The organism is Streptomyces sp. NPDC031479 (assembly GCF_055581065.1).
On the sequence record NZ_JBVIKC010000018.1, the window covers coordinates 134339 to 154706 of the forward strand.

17 protein-coding genes are annotated in these 20368 nt (G+C 73.3%); 12 read left to right on the forward strand and 5 right to left on the reverse strand.

Annotated elements, in window-relative coordinates:
* Positions 1-161 precede the first annotated feature (161 nt).
* From ACZ5D2_RS21745 to ACZ5D2_RS21755, 3 genes are all read left to right on the forward strand, one after another.
* Positions 162-1793, forward strand: a complete 1632-nt coding sequence (locus ACZ5D2_RS21745) for a succinic semialdehyde dehydrogenase (RefSeq protein WP_371677082.1) — start codon at positions 162-164, stop codon at positions 1791-1793.
* Between the two features lie 54 nt (positions 1794-1847).
* Positions 1848-3650 (forward strand): GMC oxidoreductase, encoded by a 1803-nt coding sequence (locus ACZ5D2_RS21750; protein ID WP_468931228.1) that lies wholly within the window; start codon positions 1848-1850, stop codon positions 3648-3650.
* 167 nt (positions 3651-3817) lie between these two features.
* Positions 3818-5521 carry a peptidase gene (locus ACZ5D2_RS21755; protein ID WP_371677080.1) on the forward strand — a complete coding sequence of 568 codons (1704 nt, stop codon included), beginning with the start codon at positions 3818-3820 and terminating at the stop codon, positions 5519-5521.
* Between the two features lie 257 nt (positions 5522-5778).
* Here ACZ5D2_RS21755 and ACZ5D2_RS21760 read toward each other — a convergent pair whose 3' ends face one another.
* Positions 5779-6048, reverse strand: coding sequence for a chorismate mutase (locus ACZ5D2_RS21760; RefSeq protein WP_280917124.1), 270 nt, complete (start codon positions 6046-6048; stop codon positions 5779-5781).
* Positions 6049-6446: 398 nt separating this feature from the next.
* Here ACZ5D2_RS21760 and guaA point away from each other — a divergent pair, with 398 nt between their 5' ends.
* The 4 genes from guaA (at position 6447) to ACZ5D2_RS21780 (ending at position 10816) form a co-directional block, all read left to right on the forward strand.
* A complete protein-coding gene (gene guaA, locus ACZ5D2_RS21765; RefSeq protein ID WP_371677079.1) occupies positions 6447-8039 on the forward strand; it encodes a glutamine-hydrolyzing GMP synthase in 1593 nt (530 codons plus the stop codon).
* Between the two features lie 131 nt (positions 8040-8170).
* Positions 8171-8941, forward strand: coding sequence for a class II aldolase/adducin family protein (locus tag ACZ5D2_RS21770; RefSeq protein WP_371677078.1), 771 nt, complete (start codon positions 8171-8173; stop codon positions 8939-8941).
* A gap of 102 nt (positions 8942-9043) precedes the next feature.
* The gene (locus ACZ5D2_RS21775) at positions 9044-10309 is read left to right on the forward strand and encodes a hypothetical protein (protein ID WP_371677077.1); all 1266 of its coding nucleotides are present in this window, start codon (positions 9044-9046) and stop codon (positions 10307-10309) included.
* 18 nt (positions 10310-10327) lie between these two features.
* Positions 10328-10816 (forward strand): DoxX family protein, encoded by a 489-nt coding sequence (locus tag ACZ5D2_RS21780; protein WP_371677076.1) that lies wholly within the window; start codon positions 10328-10330, stop codon positions 10814-10816.
* Here the strand turns inward: ACZ5D2_RS21780 and ACZ5D2_RS21785 are convergent.
* Both ACZ5D2_RS21785 and ACZ5D2_RS21790 read right to left on the reverse strand, forming a co-directional pair.
* Positions 10780-11004: a hypothetical protein gene (locus ACZ5D2_RS21785; RefSeq protein WP_371677075.1), complete on the reverse strand. Its 225-nt coding sequence runs from the start codon at positions 11002-11004 to the stop codon at positions 10780-10782. The genes ACZ5D2_RS21780 and ACZ5D2_RS21785 overlap by 37 nt on opposite strands.
* Entirely contained in the window at positions 10991-12328 is a 1338-nt protein-coding gene (locus tag ACZ5D2_RS21790; protein ID WP_468931200.1) for a PspC domain-containing protein, read from the reverse strand. The genes ACZ5D2_RS21785 and ACZ5D2_RS21790 overlap by 14 nt, the downstream gene beginning before the upstream one ends.
* Positions 12329-12459: 131 nt before the next feature.
* Here ACZ5D2_RS21790 and ACZ5D2_RS21795 point away from each other — a divergent pair, with 131 nt between their 5' ends.
* The 3 genes from ACZ5D2_RS21795 (at position 12460) to ACZ5D2_RS21805 (ending at position 15642) form a co-directional block, all read left to right on the forward strand.
* Entirely contained in the window at positions 12460-13746 is a 1287-nt protein-coding gene (locus ACZ5D2_RS21795) for a PspC domain-containing protein (RefSeq protein ID WP_371677073.1), read from the forward strand.
* Positions 13743-14441 (forward strand): LuxR C-terminal-related transcriptional regulator, encoded by a 699-nt coding sequence (locus ACZ5D2_RS21800; RefSeq protein WP_371677072.1) that lies wholly within the window; start codon positions 13743-13745, stop codon positions 14439-14441. Before ACZ5D2_RS21795 ends, ACZ5D2_RS21800 begins: the two co-directional genes overlap by 4 nt.
* 88 nt (positions 14442-14529) lie before the next feature.
* Complete coding sequence (locus tag ACZ5D2_RS21805) at positions 14530-15642, forward strand: alpha/beta hydrolase (RefSeq protein WP_371677071.1); 1113 nt, start codon at positions 14530-14532, stop codon at positions 15640-15642.
* Between the two features lie 35 nt (positions 15643-15677).
* Here ACZ5D2_RS21805 and ACZ5D2_RS21810 read toward each other — a convergent pair whose 3' ends face one another.
* Together ACZ5D2_RS21810 and ACZ5D2_RS21815 are read right to left on the reverse strand one after the other, a co-directional pair.
* Positions 15678-16733 carry a C40 family peptidase gene (locus tag ACZ5D2_RS21810; protein WP_468931205.1) on the reverse strand — a complete coding sequence of 352 codons (1056 nt, stop codon included), beginning with the start codon at positions 16731-16733 and terminating at the stop codon, positions 15678-15680.
* 119 nt (positions 16734-16852) lie between these two features.
* Complete coding sequence (locus ACZ5D2_RS21815; protein ID WP_371677069.1) at positions 16853-17209, reverse strand: hypothetical protein; 357 nt, start codon at positions 17207-17209, stop codon at positions 16853-16855.
* Positions 17210-17300: 91 nt separating this feature from the next.
* Here ACZ5D2_RS21815 and ACZ5D2_RS21820 point away from each other — a divergent pair, with 91 nt between their 5' ends.
* Together ACZ5D2_RS21820 and pcrA are read left to right on the forward strand one after the other, a co-directional pair.
* On the forward strand, positions 17301-17648 hold the full coding sequence (locus tag ACZ5D2_RS21820) for an ArsR/SmtB family transcription factor (protein ID WP_371677068.1): 348 nt from the start codon (positions 17301-17303) through the stop codon (positions 17646-17648).
* 119 nt (positions 17649-17767) lie between these two features.
* Entirely contained in the window at positions 17768-20257 is a 2490-nt protein-coding gene (pcrA, locus tag ACZ5D2_RS21825) for a DNA helicase PcrA (RefSeq protein WP_371677067.1), read from the forward strand.
* Positions 20258-20368 lie beyond the last annotated feature (111 nt).

Consider the following 20368-nt stretch of genomic DNA (forward strand, 5'->3'; position numbering starts at 1 on the left):
CCGGAGGGCGCGCCCGAGGGGGCGGCGGACCGCCCGCGGGGCCGCCCGGCGCAGTGATCGCGCCACTCCCCGCCGATCGCGCCAGCGATCACTGGCAGACTTGGCAAAATACGGTTACCCACGGGTACCCAAAGGCCCGCGGGCGGCATACGCTCACCGCCATGACGGACTCGCAGGCCCCCGCCGCCCCCCTCCGCACCGCACCGCAGCCCACCAACCCGGTCGCCCCGGTCCCGGCCGGCGCCCGCACCGCCGCCGACGTGGTGACCCCCGAACTGGTCACCCGGCTGACCCGCGGAGTGATCGGCTCCGGGCGGACCGCCAACCACACCCCCTTCACCGGGGACAAGCTGGCGGACCTCCCCGAAGCGACCCCCGAGGACGTGGCCACCGCCTTCACGAAGGCCCGCGCCGCCCAGAGCGCCTGGGCCGCGGTGCCCGTCCGGCGGCGGGCGGCCGTGCTGCTGCGCTTCCACGACCTGGTCCTCGCCCGCCAGAGCGAGGTCCTCGACCTCATCCAGCTGGAGACCGGCAAGGCGCGCCTGCACGCCCACGAGGAGGTGCAGGCCGTCGCCGTCGCCGCCCGCCACTACGGCCGCAAGGCGCCCGCCTACCTGCGCCCCAAGGGCCACACGGGTGCCATGCCGACCCTCACCAAGGTCACCGAGCTGCGCCAGCCGCGCGGGGTCGTCGGGCAGATCGCCCCCTGGAACTACCCCCTCGAACTGTCCGTCGGCGACGCCCTGCCCGCCTTCGTCTCGGGCAACGCCGTCGTCATGAAGCCGGACACCGAGACCGCGCTGACCGCCCTGTGGGCCCGTGACCTGCTGATCGAGGCCGGGCTGCCCGCCGAGGTCTTCCAGGTCGTCCTCGGCGAGGGCCCGGTCGTCGGCCCCGAGGTGGTCCGGCACGCCGACTACGTCTCCTTCACCGGCTCCACCCGTACCGGCCGCGAGGTCGCCCAGGGCGCGGCCGCCCGCCTGGTCGGGGTCTCCTTGGAGCTCGGCGGCAAGAACGCCATGCTCGTCCTGGCCGACGCCGACGTGGAGAAGGCCGCCGCGGGAGCCGTCCGCGCCTGCTTCTCCTCGGCCGGCCAGCTCTGCATCTCCATCGAGCGGCTCTACGTACACGCCTCGATCGCCGACGCGTTCGTCGAGCGCTTCGCCGCCCGCACCAAGGCCATGCGGCTCGGCCACGCCCTCGCGTACGGGGCCGACATGGGATCCCTCGTCGGGACGCGTCAGCTGGAGACCGTGCAGCGGCACGTGGACGAGGCCGTCGCCAAGGGCGCCGCCCTCGTCGCCGGCGGTACCGCCCGTCCCGACATCGGCCCCCTCTTCTACGAACCCACCATCCTCGACGGGGTCGAGGCCCCCATGGCGGTCTGCGCCGAGGAGACCTTCGGCCCGGTCGTCTCGATCTACCGGTTCACCGACGAGGACGAGGCCGTCGCCCAGGCCAACGCCACCCCCTACGGCCTCAACTCCAGCGTCTGGACCAAGGACGCCCGCCGCGGTCACGCCGTCGCCGCCCGCCTGCGCACCGGCACCGTCAACATCAACGACGGCTACGCCCCCGCCTACGGCAGCGCCCAGTCCCCCATGGGCGGCATGAAGGAGTCCGGCCTCGGCCGCCGCCACGGCTCCGAGGGGATCCTCAAGTACACCGAGGCGCAGACCGTGGCCCACCAGCGGCTGCTGCCGATGGCGCCCTCGCTGGGCATGGACGACGCGAAGTACGCGGAGTTCATGACCCGCAGCCTCAAGGTGATGAAGGCCCTCCGCTTCCGCTAGGCCCGGCCCGCCGGCGCCCGGCCCGCCGGCGCCCGACCCTCCGATTCAGACACGATCGCCCGGGAGGCACACGCAGTGTCGTACGACTACGACGTCATCGTCATCGGATCGGGCTTCGGAGGGTCGGTCTCGGCGCTGCGGCTCACCGAGAAGGGCTACCGGGTCGGCGTCCTGGAGGCCGGACGCCGCTTCACCCGCGAGAGCCTGCCCCGCAACAGCTGGGACCTGCGCAACTACCTGTGGGCGCCGGCCCTCGGGCTGTACGGGATCCAGCGCATCCACCTCCTCGGCAACGTGATGGTGCTCGCGGGCGCCGGGGTGGGCGGCGGCTCGCTCAACTACGCCAACACCCTGTACGTGCCGCCCACCGCCTTCTTCGAGGACCGGCAGTGGGCGTCCATCACCGACTGGCGCGAGGAGCTCGCCCCGTACTACGAGCAGGCCAAGCGGATGCTCGGCGTGCGCCTCAACCCGACGCTCACCCCCTCCGACGTCCACCTCAAGGCCGCCGCCGAGAAGATGGGCGTGGGGGACTCCTTCCACATGGCGCCGGTCGGGGTGTTCTTCGGCGACGGCCGGGACGCCGACGGCGGGGCGCGGGTGCGGCCCGGGGAGCGGGTGCCCGACCCCTACTTCGGCGGCGCCGGGCCTTCCCGCACCTCCTGCACCGAGTGCGGGGAGTGCATGACGGGCTGCCGGCACGGGGCCAAGAACACCCTGAACGAGAACTACCTGCACCTGGCCGAGCGGGCGGGGGCCGTCATCCACCCCATGACCACCGTCACCGCGCTCGCCGAGCACCCGGACGGCGGCTACCGGGTCCGCACCGTGCCCACCGACCACCGCCGCACGGGCCGGGCCAAGGTGCTCCGGGCGCGCTACGTCGTCGTCGCGGCGGGCACCTACGGAACCCAGACCCTGCTGCACACCATGAAGGACCGGGGCGAACTGCCCCGGCTGTCGGACCGGCTCGGCGACCTCACCCGCACCAACTCCGAGGGCCTGGTCGGCGCCCAGACCGACGACCGCCGCTACCGCAGGCGGCACGGGGCCGACCGGACGGCGGACTTCACCCGGGGCGTGGCCATCACCTCCTCCGTGCACCCCGACGCCGACACCCACATCGAGCCCGTCCGCTACGGCAAGGGCTCCAACGCCATGGGGTTCCTGACCATCCTCCAGGTGCCCTACGGCCGCCACCGGGTCCGGGCCTGGTTCGCCCGCACCGCGAAGCACCCCGTGCAGCTGGCCCGCTCGCTGTCCAACCGCCGCTGGTCGGAGCGGACCATCATCGGTCTGGTCATGCAGTCCCTCGACAACTCGCTGACGACCTACCGCAAGCCCGGCGGCATCGGGAAGGGCCTGCTGACGGCCCGCCAGGGGCACGGCGCCCCCAACCCGGTGCAGATCGAGGAGGCCACCCGGGCCGCGACCCTGCTGGCCGAGGAGATCAACGGCTTCCCGGGCAGCAACGTCGGCGAACTGATGGGCACCCCGCTCACCGCGCACTTCCTCGGCGGCTGCCCGATCGGCGCCTCGCCCGAGGAGGGCGTGGTGGACCCGTACCACCGGCTCTACGGGCACCCGGGCATCTCCGTCGTCGACGGTGCGGCGGTCTCCGCGAACCTCGGGGTCAACCCGTCCCTGACGATCACGGCGCAGGCCGAGCGGGCGATGTCGTACTGGCCGAACAACGGCGAGGAGGACCCGCGGCCCGAGCAGGGCGCGGCGTACGTGCGTCTCGCGGCGGTGGAGCCGGCCCGGCCGGCCGTCCCGAAGGAGGCCTTCGGTGCGTTGCGGCTGCCCTTCCTGGCGGTCCCCGCAGTGCCCCCGAGGCAACCGGAACCCGAGCACTGACCGCGATGAGTACCGCGCTCCCCCTCCGAGCGCGGTACTCACCGCGGTACAAGAGTGGACAGGCGGTTGCCGGAGAAGGTTGTACCGGAATCCTTCCGGCAGGGGTGTGGTGTCGGTCACATGCCCAGGAGTGCAACTGTCGCCGGGGTCCGGCGGTCACAGGGGGCATGAGACAGCGCATCTCCCTGCCGGCCGCCTGCGGCCTGGTCGCCGCGGGGCTGGCCACCGCCATCACCCCCGCGTACGCCGCGGAACCCGTCCTCACGCTGACGGCTCCGGCCGCCCTCGCCCTCCCGCTCCACCCGGCCGCGGGCTCCCCGAAGCCGGTCGCCCTGGACGTGCGCCTGGACTATCCGGGCACCGCCGAGGGCATCGGCACCGAGGTCACCTTCACCGTCGACCTGACCAAGGTCGCGGGCGTGGCCTCGGTCCGGGAGGCGGCCGCCGGCGGGACCGGCCGGGCCGCCAAGTGCAAGCCCGTCGCGAGCACCCTCGTCTGCACCGAGCAGGGGGTGCGCCCCGGCTCCCGTCCCGGCGTCGTCCTGGAGGTCACCGCCGCGAAGGACGCCAAGAACAAGGACTCCGGCGAGATCCGGGTCACCGGCGCGGTCTCCGGGGCCACGGTGCGCTCCGCCGTCACCGCCGTCACGGTCGGCGGTCCCGACCTGGTCATGGGGGAGATGGCGCTCAAGCGGGACCCGAAGCCGGGCGAGAGCCAGCCGCTGCCCCTGGCCTTCTCCAACCGGGGCACGCAGTCCGCGAAGGGCGTCGTCCTGGAGCTGGAGGCCAGCCGCGGGATGGAGCTGGCCGAGCGGTACGACAACTGCGAGTACCGCACCACGCGCACCTCCACCACCGCGATCTGCACGGTCGACGGGGAGTTCGAGGCCGATGCGAGCTACGAGCTGGCGGGCGACAGCCCCCTGCACCTGAAGGCCACCGGTCACGCCCGCGCCGAGCTGCTCGGCTACGGGATCTACCCGGCCGCGGCCCCGGTGAAGACGGAGCAGGCGCAGACGGGCGCGGACGCGAAGCCCGGTGACCAGAGCGCGAAGGACCCCGCGGGCAAGACCCCCGGGACCGCAACGGGCACCGGTCAGGGCGCCGGCCGCAAGCTCACCGCCAAGAAGAGGGCCGCGGCCCTCACCCCGGCGCTGCGGGGTCCCGACCTCAACCCGGCCGACAACCGGCGCGAGTTCGACTTCGCCGTCCCGAACACCGCCGACCTCGCGGCCGAGCCCCTCGTCGTCAAGGGCAAGGCCGGCGCCACCGTCAAGGCCGCGGTCGCCGTGCGCAACCAGGGCCCGGCCTGGGTCTTCGACCCCCGCTCCACCACCCCGGCGGCCGTCGTGGACGTGGTGGTCCCGCCGGGCGTGAAGGTGCTCACGGCCCCCGCAGCGTGCCGCTCCGCCGGCACCGCGGCGGCGCCCCGCTACCTCTGCAGCACCGGTTCGTCGCTGCTGGAGTCCGAGAAGGCGGAGTTCCCCTTCGAGCTGCGGATCGACAAGGCCGTCCCGGACGCCCGGGGCGCCATCACGGTCGGCCGGCCCGGCCCCGGGGGCGAACCCCAGCGGCACCCCTTCGACCCGGTCCTGGCCAACAACCTGGCCACCATCACGGTGAACCCGAGCGGTCCCGCTCCGAGCCCCTCCGCGACGGCGCCGAAGCCGACCGCCTCGGCGTCGGCCTCCGCCTCGCCGTCGGCCACCCCGAGCGCCGGGACCACGCCGCCGAAGACCTCCTCGGGCGGCGGTCCGCTGGCCTCCACCGGCAGCACGGCGGGCCTGGTCGGCTTCGCGGGGGCCGCGCTGGTGGCCGCCGGGGGCGCGCTGTTCCTGGCCTTTCGTCGCCGAGGCGCGGGCCGCGCGTAGCGGAGCCGGACACGCGGAACGGCCGACCCGGGGCGTCCCCCGGGCCGGCCGTCCTCATGGGGTGACCGGGCTGCTGTCCCCTGCCGTCCGGTCACGCGAGGGAGCGAGGTCCCACGACGCGCGCCCTCGGGCGGCACGTCTCATCGCTCCCGTGGAGCCACGCGTGGTGCTGCGGACCCGCGCCTGGCTGACGCGGACTACACCCAGAACGAAGCCCGGTGGGGCCGGTCACGACCCGGACGGGTGACGAACACCCGTCAGACGCGGCCCCGGCACAGCTCCAGCAGGGTCATCGCGAGCGCGGTGCCGGGCTTGCCGAGGGCGTCGCTCCAGTGCGCGAGCACCTCCATCTCGCGTGAGAGGTGCACGCGGCGGCCCCCGGCGGCGATCCGGGCCTCCTGGATGACCGTGGACACGGCCGTCCGCTCCTGGATCAGCCCGATGATGCGGTCGTCGATGGCGTCGATCCGCTCGCGGCTGTCGGCGATGAGCTCTTCGGGGGTGGCGGCGGTGGTGATGACGGACATGTCGTTCTCTCCTCGTGGACGATCGGGGGAGGTCCGCCAGTCCCGCGGAACGCCAGAGCGCCCCGGTCCTGTCGGACCGGGGCGCTCTGGGAAGTCAGCGGCTCAAGCGAGCATCACGAAGACCCATGGCGACCGGACCGGCCGGTGCCATAGGTAAAGAGGAAGCTCAGCTGCTTGCGCATGGAACGGATTATTACCCTCCGGCCCACCCCCCGGTCAACCGGGCCCGCATCGTGAGACGGCCCGCGCGCGACCGGTGCGGACGCGGCAAGCGCTGTGAGCGGGGCGTCGCGGCGCGTCACGGCGGTGGGGGACTCGGATGGTGCGACAAAACGGCGGGTGCCGCCACCGGTAGAATCGACAAAACAGCCACCCTCTTCCGCCGGAAGGCCTGCCCCGTGCCAGAAGCACCCTCCGCCGCCCACGACAGCGCCCCGGACACGGTTCTCGTCGTCGACTTCGGCGCCCAGTACGCCCAGCTCATCGCCCGCCGCGTCCGCGAGGCACGGGTCTACAGCGAGATCGTGCCCAGCACGATGCCCGTGGCCGAGATGCTCGCCAAGGACCCCAAGGCGATCATCCTCTCCGGCGGTCCGTCCTCCGTGTACGAGGAGGGTGCCCCGCGCCTGGACGACGCCCGCGCCCTCTTCGAGGCCGGCGTCCCCGTCTTCGGCATGTGCTACGGCTTCCAGCTGATGGCGACCACCCTCGGCGGCACCGTCGACAACTCCGGTGCGCGCGAGTACGGCCGCACCCCGCTGGCCGTCTCCAAGTCCGGCTCGACGCTCTTCGAGGGCACCCCCGAGAGCCAGTCGGTCTGGATGTCCCACGGCGACGCCTGCTCCGCCGCCCCCGAGGGCTTCTCCGTCACCGCGTCGACCGACGTCGTCCCGGTCGCGGCCTTCGAGAACGACGAGAAGAGGCTGTACGGGGTCCAGTACCACCCCGAGGTCATGCACTCCACGCACGGCCAGCAGGTGCTGGAGCACTTCCTCTACCGGGGCGCGGGCCTGTCCCCGACCTGGACCACCGGCAACATCGTCGAGGAGCAGATCGCGGCCATCCGCGAGCAGGTCGGCGACAAGCGCGCCATCTGCGGCCTCTCCGGCGGCGTGGACTCCGCCGTCGCCGCGGCCCTCGTGCAGAAGGCCATCGGCTCGCAGCTGACCTGCGTGTACGTCGACCACGGTCTGATGCGCAAGGGTGAGACCGAGCAGGTCGAGAAGGACTTCGTGGCCGCCACCGGCGTCCAGCTGAAGGTCGTCGACGCCCAGGAGCGCTTCCTGAACGCGCTGGCCGGCGTCTCCGACCCGGAGACCAAGCGCAAGATCATCGGCCGCGAGTTCATCCGCGTCTTCGAGCAGGCGCAGCTGGAGATCCTCCAGGAGGACGGCCCGGCGGTGGCCTTCCTGGTGCAGGGCACCCTGTACCCGGACGTCGTCGAGTCCGGCGGCGGCACCGGCACCGCCAACATCAAGTCCCACCACAACGTGGGCGGTCTGCCCGACGACATCGAGTTCGAGCTCGTCGAGCCGCTGCGCCAGCTGTTCAAGGACGAGGTCCGGATGGTCGGCCAGGAGCTCGGCCTGCCCGAGGAGATCGTCCAGCGCCAGCCCTTCCCCGGCCCCGGCCTCGGCATCCGCATCGTCGGCGAGGTCACCAAGGAGCGCCTGGACCTGCTGCGCGAGGCCGACGCCATCGCCCGCCACGAGCTCACCGCGGCCGGCCTGGACCGGGAGATCTGGCAGTGCCCGGTCGTCCTGCTCGCCGACGTCCGCAGCGTGGGCGTCCAGGGTGACGGCCGCACCTACGGCCACCCGATCGTGCTGCGCCCCGTCTCCTCCGAGGACGCCATGACGGCCGACTGGACGCGCATGCCGTACGAGGTCCTCGCCAAGATCTCCACCCGGATCACCAACGAGGTGCCGGACGTGAACCGCGTGGTCCTCGACTGCACGAGCAAGCCCCCGGGCACCATCGAGTGGGAGTAGTCCCACCCGTACCCCGCAGCGCGTGACGAAGCCGCCGTTCCCCTCGGGGGCGGCGGCTTCGCCGCGTGTATGGCCTCTTCGGGCGGGCGCCGGTACCTTGCGCCGCGACCTTGGAGTCTGGAGGAGCTGACATGGCCGAGCGGCCCGTACCCGTGCCCGTCGAGCGGCTCGGCTTCGCGATGCCGCCGGTCTTCGCCACCGCCGGGGAGACCCGCGCCCACCGCAAGGCCCGGCTCGCCGAGGGGCTGCGGCTGCTGGGGCGGCTCGGGTACGAGGACGGGGTGGCCGGCCAGGTCTCCGTACGGGACCCGGAGTTCGAGGACTGCTACTGGGTGAACCCCTTCGGGCGGGCCTTCGGCGCCCTCACCCCCGACGACCTGCTGCTGGTCGACGGGGAGGGGCGGGTGCTCCGCGGGGAGCGGCGCGTGAACCAGCTGGCGTTCGCCGTGCACGCCGCCGTCCACCGGGAACGGCCGGGCGTGGTGGCGGTCGTGCGCACGCAGGGCCCGTACGGCAGGGCGCTGGCCTGCCTCGGGGAACTGCTGGCCCCCATTACCGAGGAGGCCTGCGCCTTCTACGAGGACCACGCGCTGCTCGACGAGTTCGCGGGCGCGGAGGACCCGGCGCGGATCGGGCGCGCGCTCGGCCCGTACAAGGCGCTGGTCCTGCGCAACCGCGGGCTGCTGACCGTCGGGGACTCGGTGGAGGCGGCGCTGTGGTGGTTCCTCGCGGCGGAGCGGGCCGCGCAGGTGCAGCTGATCGCGCGGGCGGCCGGGAAGCCGGTGCCCATCGACCACCGCAGCGCCGTGGCCACGCGCGGGCGCTTCGGCTCGGACCTGGCCGCGTGGGTGAGCTACCAGCCGCTGCGGGAGGCGCCCGGAGGGGTGGCGTCAACATCATGAACGGTTAATCACCTGCTCTGACATCGTGCGCAATCCGGAGCACTGCCGCAGTGGTGCACAATTCGCTGGCATTGCACCGGAGTTCAGAGAGGCGGCACGCACGTGGCTGTCCAAGAGATCCCTCGAAGCACCCACGGCGGCGGCTGCACCTGCGACGACTGCCCCCACGGAGCCCGGGAGGGCCACCGCCGGGCGGTGGCCGCCTTCCTGGAGAAGCGCGACGAGTTCGCCGCCGGACACGGGGTCCCGGCCGCCGTGGCCCACTCCCTCGGCGCCTCCCGCCAGTGGGTTTCCGACGAACTGACCCTGTCCGCCCGCACGGTCGCCGACCGGGGCCGGGAGGCCGGGCACTCCTGGCTGTACCTGCTCTCCCGGCGGGCCGTCCTCGTCCTGTGGATCGCCGCCGGCGTCCTGCTGGTGGTGCAGGTCGGCACCGCCCTCGGCACCGGCTGGTCCACCGCCCGCACCGCCGGGCTCCTCGCCGCCGTGGTGCTCGCCGGGCTGCTCACCCTCGCCGCGCGGGCCCAGTCGCTGCGCGGAGGGCTGCTGGCCCCGCTGGTCGGCGAGGACAACCGGCTGTCCACCTCCAAGGCGGTCCCGGCGGCCTGGCTGGTGCTGACCTCCTTCGCCGCGCTGCTGCCCGCGCTGCGCCTGGCGGCCTCCTCGCCCGGCCCCGACCGGGACGCCCTCTACGCCGGGCTCTCGCTGGGCCGGGCGCTGCCCCTCCTCGCGGTCCTCGGCCTGACCTCCGGGGTCGCGGTGCTGGTGCGCCGGGTGGTCTCCGTACGGATCATGGGGCAGCGGCTCCAGAAGCTGCCGGCGGACCGCCCCTCCGGGGCCGACCTGCTCACCGACGACGCGGGCCGGGGGAGCTTCACCGACGCCCAGTACGTGCTGGTCTCCACGGTGGTGCTGGCCTACGCGGCGGTGTCGCTGGCCCGCTTCCCGGACCGGCTGCCGCGGCTGCCGTGGTCGCTGGCGATGCTGGTGGCGCTGTCGGCCGTGGTCTACCTGGCGGCCAAGTACGCCGAGGGGAGCCGTCCGCTCGTGCTGTCGGTGGTGCGCAGACGGGAGCCCGGGGACCTGGACGCCGCCGTCCGCCCCGGGGACGACATCGAGATCCGGGGCGTGGGCTTCGTACCGCCCGGGGCGCAGACCCCGGAGATGCTCGCCCGGCTGGTGGTGCGGATCGGGGCCGTCCACGTCCACGTGCCGCTGGTTCCGGTGGCGGGCGGATTCACCAATCCCTCGGACGCGGTGCTGACCGTTCCGGTGCCGGCGGAAGTGGAACCGGGGCGCACCGAGGTCCAGGTGGTGACCGCCGCAGGGGTGGAATCGAACCGCTACGCCATCGACGTGGCCGAGTGAACGGGGTACACATGGGGCGTGACCCGAACTGACGTGCCTTCCGGGAAGCGGATCTCCGTTCTCCAGGAGACGGCCTCCCGCCACGCGCTCCTCCCCCTGCGGATCTTCCTCGGCGTGACCTTCGTGTACGCGGGGCTCGACAAGCTCACCGACCCCGCCTTCCTCTCCGCGACCGGTACCGGCTCCATCGGCGAGATCATGCGCGGGGTGCACGACACCGCCGCCGTCCCGGCCCTGGTCGACCTGGCACTGAAGGCGCCCGTCGGCTTCGGCATCGCCATCGCGATCGGTGAGATCCTCGTCGGCCTCGGCGTCCTCGCCGGACTGCTGACCCGGATCGCGGCCGCCGGCGGGGCGTTGATCTCCCTCAGCCTGTGGCTCACGGTGTCCTGGGCGGTCACCCCGTACTACTACGGCAACGACCTGATCTACCTGATGGCCTGGACCCCGCTGGTCATGGCCGGGGCGCCCTACCTGTCGCTGGATTCCCTGCGCCGGTCGCGCTGATCCCGGCGCACCGCGTGGGTGACCAGCCCGACCAGCGCGGCGAGCGTGAGGCCGCCGACGGCCATCGGGACGACCAGGTACCACGGCAGGTCGGTCTCACCGGTCGCGTCGAGCAGGTACAGCCCGCCGACGGCGGTCAGCACCAGCCCCGCCAGCAGCCTTCCCGGCTGGAACTCATGACGCCGCACGGGCCACCTCCACCTGTCCCACACCCGCGTCCAGGTGCAGCTCGATCGTCCCGCCGGCCTCGGTGCCGACGGCGGGGGGCAGGCTCGCCCGCCGGGTCTCTCCGCCGCTCTTGATGCGGACGTCGGGGCCGCCCTCCCCGGGGAACTGGATGTCGCCGAGCCGGATCGACACGTCGGCCAGCGCCGTGACCTCCCGGGGCACGACGACCTTCAGCCGGCCCGCGTCGATGGCGGCGCGGACGGAGACGGTGGTGCCCTTCGGGACGTCCAGACGGCTCAGGTCCAAGGTGGCCAGCCCCGTGCCCGAGCGGTACTCGGGCCGGACGTCGGCCACCGCCGCCGGGCGCCAGTCGGCGTTGTGCCAGTCGGTGCCGATCTCGCGCGGCAGGGCGACCGACCCCGCGAGGAGCCCGGCGGTGATCAGGGACAGCAGGACCGTGCCGAAGCCGGTGCGCCCCTTGACGGAGCTGACGGCCAGCCCCAGCCCGAAGACGGCCAGCGCCGCGGCGAACCCCACCTGGAGGGCGTGCCCGAGCGTGCTGCCGTGCCACACCGAGGCGGTGGCGCCGCCCCCGGCCAGCAGGGCCAGCACGAACACCCGGCCCCCGATGCCGCCGCGCGACCGCTGCGCGGAGCCGTTCGCGCGCGGCTCGGCCGGGGCGCTGCCCGGCCCCGTCGGCCCGTCCTCGTCGTCCGGGCCCCACAGGTACCCGGTCGTGCCGACCGGGCCGGTGGTGCCGTCCTTGACCAGCGGGTCCCGCCACCAGGACGGGCTGCCGGGCACGGGCGGCGCCTGCGTCTCCGGCGGCGCGGGCCGGTGCGGGGCGGGCCGGTGCGGGGCGGGGGTCTCCGCCTCCGCCTCGGGAGCCTGCCGGTGGCGCTGCGACCAGTACGAGGCCGCGCCGAGCGCCAGCATGACCAGGACCGAGAAGGCCCCCAGCACCCCGTTGTCCATCATCGACAGGAACAGGGCGCAGCCGACCAGGGCGCTGAACACCGCCGCCAGGGTGGAGCCCTCCACCCGGCCGGTCAGCAGCTTCTTGCCCTCGCTGTCGTCCTCGGCCTCCAGCGGGAGCAGCAGCCACGCGAACCCGTAGAAGATCAGGCCGACGCCGCCGGTGACGGCGAGCACGCCCAGCACGATCCGGAACACCACCGGGTCCAGCCCGAAGTACCGGCCGAGGCCGCCGCACACGCCCGCGAGGACCTTGTCGTGCCTGCTGCGGCGCAGGGGAGGGCGGTCGGCCGGGGCGGGTGCCCCGGGAGCCTCTCCCGGAGTTCGTCCGGGGGGACCCCCGTGCGGAGCGTCGTGTACGTCGGTCATGGGTCCATGGTGACGGCCCGCCCGGCGCCGCGGCACCGGGTCCGACCCTGGCGCAACCCTGATATCCCCCCGGAGGAACTGGGGGACCGCCCTGATGCCGCGTCCCGCCCGCGCGTGTGACCCTTGGTGTCATGCCCGTAGCCGCCGCACCCAGACCCCCGCACGCGCCCGACAGCGAGGAAGTCCCCCAGCGCAAGCTCTACCGCAGCGCCGACGGCCGGATGCTCGGCGGCGTCGCCCGTGGCCTCGCCGGCCACCTCGGGCTGCCGGTGATCTGGGTCCGGCTCGCCTTCCTCGGCATGTTCATGTTCGGGGACGGGCTGGGGGTGCTGCTGTACGCGGCGTTCTGGGTGTTCGTCCCGCTCGGTGTGGGCGGCAGCACCGGACACCACTCCTTCTTCGAGGTCCTGCCCGACGGCACCCGGCGCCTGCGCAAGCCCGACAAGGGGGCGGTGTCCGGACTGGTCGCGCTGGCCGTCGGCGCGGGCATCTTCTTCTCCCAGCTCAGCGTCGGCGGCGCCAACGGCCGCTACATCTGGCCGACGCTGCTCGTCGGGGCCGGCGTGGTCCTCGTCTGGCGGCAGGCCGACAACGCCCGCCGCGCCCACTGGAGCGCCGCCGCCGGACGCAACGCGCGCCTGCTCCAGGGCGCCCGCGCGCTGGCCGGAGTGGTCCTCGTCGGCATGGGCCTGACCGTGTTCATCGTCGTACGGGGCTCCGCGGCCCAGCTCGGCAACGTCCTCACCGCCACCCTCGCCGTCCTCGTCGGCGTCGCCCTGCTCGCCGGCCCCTGGCTGATCCGGATGACCCAGGACCTCTCCGAGGAACGCCTGATGCGCATCCGCGCCCAGGAGCGCGCCGAGGTCGCCGCCCACGTCCACGACTCGGTGCTGCACACCCTCACCCTGATCCAGCGCAACGCCGAGGACGTCGGCGAGGTCCGCCGCCTCGCCCGCGCCCAGGAACGGGAGCTGCGCAACTGGCTCTACAAGCCCGAGGGCACCGGCAAGGACGAGGCCGAGGAACCGGCCACCCTCGCGGATGCCGTGAAGAAGGCGGCCGCCGAGGTCGAGGACCACCACGGCGTCCCCATCGAGGTCGTCGTCGTCGGGGACTGCCCGCTCGACGACAGGCTCGGCGCCCAGGTCCAGGCCGCGCGCGAGGCGATGGTCAACGCCGCCAAGTACGGTGGCGACGGGGGCCCGGTGCAGGTGTACGCGGAGGTCGAGGGCCGCACGGTGTTCGTGTCCGTACGGGACCGCGGTCCGGGATTCGACATCGACGCGGTACCGGACGACCGCATGGGCGTACGAGAATCGATCATCGGCCGGATGCAGCGCAACGGCGGGACCGCCCGGCTGCGGTCCGCGCCCGACGGCGGCACGGAAGTCGAGCTGGAGATGGAGAGGGCGGCATGACCACCGAGGACAGCGCTGTGAGCGGGACCGAGACCAGGCGGGTGCGGGTCGTGCTCGTCGACGACCACCGGATGTTCCGCGCCGGGGTCCAGGCGGAGATCGGGGAGACCGCCCGGACCGGGGTGGAGGTCGTCGGCGAGGCGGCCGACGTGGACCAGGCCGTCACCGTCATCACCGCCACCCGCCCCGAGGTGGTGCTCCTCGACGTGCACCTGCCCGGTGGCGGCGGGGTCGAGGTGCTGCGGCGCTGCGCCCCGCTGATGACGGCGGCCGAGAACCCGGTGCGCTTCCTGGCCCTGTCGGTGTCCGACGCCGCCGAGGACGTCATCGGCGTCATCCGCGGCGGTGCCCGCGGCTACGTCACCAAGACCATCACCGGCGCCGACCTGGTGCACTCCGTCTACCGGGTCCAGGACGGCGACGCCGTGTTCTCGCCCCGGCTGGCCGGCTTCGTGCTCGACGCCTTCGCCTCCACGGACGCGCCGCCGGTCGACGAGGACCTGGACCGGCTCACCCAGCGCGAGCGCGAGGTGCTGCGGCTGATCGCGCGCGGGTACGCGTACAAGGAGATCGCCAAGCAGCTGTTCATCTCGGTCAAGACCGTCGAGTCGCACGTCTCCGCGGTGCTCCGCAAGCTCCAGCTCTCCAACCGGCACGAGCTGACCCGCTGGGCCACCGCCCGCCGCCTGGTGTGAGCCCGCCCGCCCGGCCCCCGCGATGTGATCCACACCGCAGGGGCCGGGGGCAACCGCCGGGGCGCGCGGCGGACTCTTGGGTGGCGTGATGAGCCTGACGGGGACCCCCCTCTTCGCGGCGGTGGTCGCCCTGACCGTGATAGCCGTCGTCCTGCCGCTGGCCGTGTGGAGCAAGGTGCGCGGCCCCGCCGTGGCACGCCTCGCCGTGCGCGGCACGATGGTGGTCTTCGCCCAGACCACGGCCGTGGCCCTGGTGTTCGTCGCCATCAACCGCGACATGAACTTCTACGCCAGCTGGGGCGACCTGTTCGGCACCGGGAAGTACGTCACCGCCGCCCCCGACCTCGGCGCCGACGGCCTCGGCGGCAAGAAGGCCGAGGAGGTCAAGGCCGAGCCGAAGGTGCGGCAGAAGTTCGAGCCGGTCGAGGGCCTCGGCGGGCGCGTGCAGAAGACCGAACTGGACGGCGGGATCTCCGGGGTCAAGGGCGACGTCATGGTGTGGCTGCCCCCGCAGTACGACGAACCGGCCTACAAGGACAAGAAGTTCCCGGTGGTCGAGCTCATCCCCGGCATCCCCGGCACGGGCAAGTCCTGGTTCCAGGGGCTCAAGGCGCACGAGGTGCTGGAGCCGTTGATGAAGCAGGGCAAGGTGCAGCCCTTCATCCTCGTCTCCCCGCGCGCCATGCTGCTGGGCAACGCCGACACCGGCTGCGCCAACCTTCCCGGCAAGGTCAACGCCGACAGCTGGTTCAGCGTCGACGTCCGCAAGATGGTCACCGACAACTTCCGGGCCTCGGACGAGGCCCGCACCTGGGGCGTGGCCGGGTACTCGGCCGGCGCGTACTGCGCGGCCAAGCTGGCGGTGCTGCATCCCGACCGCTACAGCGCGGCCGTGTCCCTCTCCGGGTACAACGACCCCGGCCAGGAGCCCTCATCGCTGGTCGCGAAGGATCCCGAGCTGCGCCGCACCCACAACCTGAAGAACCTCCTCCAGGCCGCCCCCACCCCGCCGGCGGTCTCGCTGTGGATGTCGGGGGCGGACCAGGACGGCTACCTGTCCGGCATGGACCTCAAGGGGCTGGCGAAGAGCCCGACCGCGGTCCACGCGGAGAAGGTGACCGGCGGCCACAACCTGGAGTCCTGGTCGAAGCAGATCCCGCAGACCTTCGACTGGTTGAGCAAGACGGTCAAGGCGCCGTAGCCGGAGGCGGAGCCGGGGCCGCTACGCCGGGGCCGCTACGCCGGGCGGGAGGCGCCGGCCCACGGCATCGAGTCCACCGGCGCGAGGCGGACCGTCGAGCCGGGGCGCGGGGCGTGGATCATCTGGCCGTTGCCGACGTACATGCCGACGTGGGTGACCCCGGAGTAGAAGAAGACCAGGTCCCCGGGGGCGAGCCCGTCCCGGGTGACGCGCTGCCCGGCGTTGATCTGGGTGTAGGTGGTCCGGGGCAGGGAGACCCCGGCCGACTTCCAGGCCGCCTGGGTCAGGCCCGAGCAGTCGTAGGAGCCCGGTCCGGTCGCGCCCCACACGTACGGCTTGCCGATCGCCGCGTACGCGAAGGCCACCGCCCGCGCGGCGCGGGAGCCGTCGGAGGGGGCCGCCGGGGCGGGGGTCCGGGCGCCGGGGACGCCCGCAGGTGCGAGGGCGCCGCCCCCGGACCGGGCTTCGTAGGCGGCCCGTTCCTCGGCGGTGAGCCGGGCCAGGAGGCGCTGCGCGGTGGCGAGCCCGCCCTCGATGGCGGCCTTCTGCCCGGCCAGCTCGTCCCGCCGGGCCCGCAGGTCCGCGAGCTGCCCGGCGGCCTTCTCGCGCAGCTGCCCGACCTCGTCGAGGCCGCGCCGTACGGAGGCCACGTCGGCGGCGGTGCGGTCGCCGGCGCGGGTCAGGAGGGAGGCCCGCTCCAGGTAGTCCTGCGGGTCGGTGGCCATGGCCAGCTGCAGGGCCGGGCCGAGGCCGCCGCTGCGGTACTGGGTCGCGGCCACCGCGCCGAGCGAGCGGCGGGCGGTGTTGAGCCGCTCCTCCTTGCGGGCGGCCTCGTCGCGCAGGCCGGTCAGCGCGCGCTCGGCCTCGTCGGCCTTCACCTTCGCCCCGTTGTACCGCTCCGTCGCCGCCTCTGCGTCCCCGTAGAGCCGGTCGACCTCCGCCTTGACCTGGGCGGGGGTGGGCTGGGGGTCGGCGTGCGAGGTGCCTTCGAAGGCGGTGGCGGTGGCAGCGCCCGCGAGGGCGAGGGTGGCGGCGGTCCGTACGGTGCCGCCGGAGAGCGGGCGCTGCCGGGGCTTTCGATGACTGGCCACGGGGGCCTCACGTCCTTCCGTCGGTCTTGGGGGAGGACGCTAAACCCCGAGGTAACGGGGCGATGACGAGTTGCTCCGAACTGGCCGTCTCCGACCGCGGATGACCGGGAAGGGGCGGGTCAGTGCCAGAGGACGGCGATAAAGATGTTGGCGACGGTCAGTCCGCCGACCGCCGCGAAGAGGCCCTTCTCCGCTCGCTCCTCGTCGCGCTTGACGTAGACGATCGCCAGGATCACGAAGAGGACCGCGAGCTTCACGCCGATCTTGACGTGGTCGAGGGGGGCGCCGTCACCCATCTCGCGGAAGCCCACCAACAGGACGCCGGTTATGAGCATGGTGAGCGCGCCGTGCAGCATCGCGGGCACGAAACGGGCGGTGCCGGCGCCCATGGCCTTCATCTGGGTGAGGAAACCGCCGAGGAGGGAGGCGATGCCGATGATGTGCAGGCCGACGAAAGCGTTGGTGAGGACAGTCATGCCGACGAGCGTACGGGGCGGCCCCGGAGCCCCCGACGGCGGTGTTCGGGCGACGGCCGGGGGCCGTACGGGACCTGCGTAGGGTGGCCTCATGACGCCCGCTCCCGCCGCCGAGCCGACCCATCCCGCCGCCGACCGGATCGAGCTGGCCGCGGTCCTCGCGGCGCTGGGCCACCCCGCCCGGCTGGAGATCGTCCGCAGGCTGGCGGCCGGCGAGGAGTCCTGCTGCGGGGACGTGGTCCCCGACCTGCCGCGCTCCAGCGTCACCCACCACATCAGGGCGCTGCGCGAGAGCGGCGTGATCCTCCAGCACCCGCGCGGCCGCAAGCACCTGCTCGCCCTGCGCCGCACGGACCTCGACGCGCGCTTCCCCGGGCTGCTGGACGTCGTGCTGCGGGCGGGCCGGCCGATGCCGCCCGAGGCGGTGGCGGAGCCGTGATCGAGCCCGGGACGGGCGCACTCCGGTTCAGCCGGGGCCCTCGCGCTCCCGTGCGGATTCCGACCGATTTTCCGGGGGCGGGACCGGCTGTCGGTCCCGGCCTCTAAACTCGGAAGGCGATGAGCAGCCTCTTTGACGACAGTTTCCTGGCGGACCTCACCCCCTCCGACGAGGTGCCGCCCCCGCCCGAGGACCACCCCGCCCCGGAGCCGGGCGCGGACGATCTCTTCGGGGGCCGGTTCGACGTGCCCCTGAGCGGGGACGCGTACTACCGGGACGGTGCCCCCCGGCCCGTCATCGACCCGGCGACTCTCCTGGACGGGCTCAACGAGCAGCAGGCCGCCGCCGTGGTGCACGCGGGCTCGCCGCTGCTGATCGTGGCCGGCGCCGGTTCCGGCAAGACCAGGGTGCTGACCCACCGCATCGGCCACCTGCTGTCCGCGCGGAACGTCCACCCCGGCCAGATCCTGGCGATCACCTTCACCAACAAGGCCGCCGGCGAGATGAAGGAGCGCGTCGAGGGACTCGTCGGCCCGCGCGCCAACGCCATGTGGGTCTCGACCTTCCACAGCGCCTGCGTACGGATCCTGCGCCGCGAGTCGAAGCGGCTCGGCTTCACCTCCTCGTTCTCGATCTACGACGCGGCCGACTCGAAGCGCCTGATGGCGCTCGTCTGCCGCGACCTGGACCTGGACCCGAAGAAGTTCCCGCCGAAGTCCTTCAACGCCAAGATCTCGAACCTCAAGAACGAACTGATCGACGAGGACGCCTTCGCGGCGCAGGCCGCCGACGGCTTCGAGAAGACCCTGGCCCAGGCCTACGCGATGTACCAGGGCCGGCTGCGCGAGGCCAACGCCCTCGACTTCGACGACATCATCATGACCACCGTCCACCTGCTGCAGGCCTTCCCGGACGTGGCCGAGCACTACCGGCGCCGCTTCCGCCACGTGCTGGTCGACGAGTACCAGGACACCAACCACGCCCAGTACACCCTCGTGCGCGAGCTCGTCGGCCCCGGCTACCCGGACCTGCCGCCCGCCGAACTGTGCGTGGTGGGCGACGCCGACCAGTCGATCTACGCCTTCCGCGGCGCGACGATCCGCAACATCCTCCAGTTCGAGGAGGACTACAAGGACGCGACCACGATCCTGCTGGAGCAGAACTACCGCTCCACGCAGACGATCCTGTCCGCGGCCAACGCCGTCATCGAGCGCAACGAGAACCGCCGCGCGAAGAACCTGTGGACCCAGGCCGGCTCCGGCGCGGTGATCACCGGCTACGTCGCGGACACCGAGCACGACGAGGCCCAGTTCGTCGCCGACGAGATCGACCGGCTCACCGACGCCGGCGACGCCAAGGCCGGCGACGTGGCGATCTTCTACCGGACCAACGCGCAGTCGCGCGTGTTCGAGGAGATCTTCATCCGCGTCGGACTGCCCTACAAGGTCGTCGGCGGCGTCCGGTTCTACGAGCGCAAGGAGGTCCGGGACGTCCTGGCCTACCTGCGCGTCCTGGCGAACCCCGAGGACAACGTCCCGCTCCGGCGCATCCTGAACGTGCCCAAGCGCGGCATCGGCGAGCGGGCCGAGGCGATGATCGACGCGCTCGCGCTGCGCGAGAAGATCACCTTCCCGCAGGCCCTGCGCCGCGTGGACGAGGCCTTCGGCATGGCCGCCCGCTCCACCAACGCCGTCAAGCGGTTCAACGTGCTGATGGAGGAGCTCCGGACCATCGTCGACTCCGGCGCCGGCCCGGCCGTGGTTCTGGAGGCGGTCCTGGAGCGCACGGGGTACCTCGCCGAACTCCAGGCGTCGACCGACCCGCAGGACGAGACGCGCATCGAGAACCTCCAGGAACTCGCCGCCGTGGCCCTGGAGTTCGAACAGGCCCGCGACGAGTCCAACCCCGGCACCCTGGCCGAGTTCCTGGAGCAGGTCGCGCTCGTCGCCGACTCCGACCAGATCCCCGACGAGGACGAGGACGGCAGTGGCGTCATCACACTGATGACCCTGCACACCGCCAAGGGCCTGGAGTTCCCGGTGGTCTTCCTGACGGGCATGGAGGACGGGGTCTTCCCGCACATGCGCGCGCTCGGGCAGACCAAGGAGCTGGAGGAGGAGCGCCGCCTCGCCTACGTCGGCATCACGCGCGCCCGCGAGCGGCTGTACCTGACCCGCTCCGGCATGCGCAGCGCCTGGGGCACCCCCTCGTACAACCCGCCCTCGCGGTTCCTGGAGGAGATCCCGGCCGAGTACCTCCAGTGGAAGCGGACGGGTGCCTCGCAGAAGCCGGCGGGACCGGTGCGCGGCTCCGGGTACGGGTCGTCCTCGTCGTCGTCCGGCGGCAGGTCCTCGTTCGGGACCTCGCCCGAGGCGTTCCTGTCCTCGTCGCGTACGAAGTCGGGCCCGTCCGGGTTCGCCACGCGGCGCGCCGCCGACAAGCCGGTGATCGCGCTGGCCGTCGGGGACCGGGTCACGCACGACCAGTTCGGGCTGGGCACCGTCATGGAGGTCAGGGGAGCCGGCGCGGACGCCCAGGCCACCATCGACTTCGGGGACGCCAAGCCGAAGCGGCTCCTGCTGCGCTACGCGCCGGTCCAGAAGCTGTAGCGGGGGGCGGCCGTCCGGCCGTCCGGCCGTCCGGCCGTCCGGCCGTCCGGCCGTCCGGCCGTCCGGCCGTCCGGCCGTCCGGCCGTCCGGCCGTCCGGCCGTCCGGCCGTC

Coding starts and splice junctions, on each gene's coding strand:
- ACZ5D2_RS21745 (WP_371677082.1), top strand. CDS start 162: ATGACGGACTCGCAGGCCCCCGCCGCCCCCCTCCGCACCGCACCGCAG.
- ACZ5D2_RS21755 (WP_371677080.1), top strand. CDS start 3,818: ATGAGACAGCGCATCTCCCTGCCGGCCGCCTGCGGCCTGGTCGCCGCG.
- ACZ5D2_RS21760 (WP_280917124.1), bottom strand. CDS start 6,048: ATGTCCGTCATCACCACCGCCGCCACCCCCGAAGAGCTCATCGCCGAC.
- ACZ5D2_RS21770 (WP_371677078.1), top strand. CDS start 8,171: ATGGCCGAGCGGCCCGTACCCGTGCCCGTCGAGCGGCTCGGCTTCGCG.
- ACZ5D2_RS21790 (WP_468931200.1), bottom strand. CDS start 12,328: ATGACCGACGTACACGACGCTCCGCACGGGGGTCCCCCCGGACGAACT.
- ACZ5D2_RS21795 (WP_371677073.1), top strand. CDS start 12,460: ATGCCCGTAGCCGCCGCACCCAGACCCCCGCACGCGCCCGACAGCGAG.
- ACZ5D2_RS21800 (WP_371677072.1), top strand. CDS start 13,743: ATGACCACCGAGGACAGCGCTGTGAGCGGGACCGAGACCAGGCGGGTG.
- ACZ5D2_RS21805 (WP_371677071.1), top strand. CDS start 14,530: ATGAGCCTGACGGGGACCCCCCTCTTCGCGGCGGTGGTCGCCCTGACC.
- ACZ5D2_RS21815 (WP_371677069.1), bottom strand. CDS start 17,209: ATGACTGTCCTCACCAACGCTTTCGTCGGCCTGCACATCATCGGCATC.
- ACZ5D2_RS21820 (WP_371677068.1), top strand. CDS start 17,301: ATGACGCCCGCTCCCGCCGCCGAGCCGACCCATCCCGCCGCCGACCGG.
- pcrA (WP_371677067.1), top strand. CDS start 17,768: ATGAGCAGCCTCTTTGACGACAGTTTCCTGGCGGACCTCACCCCCTCC.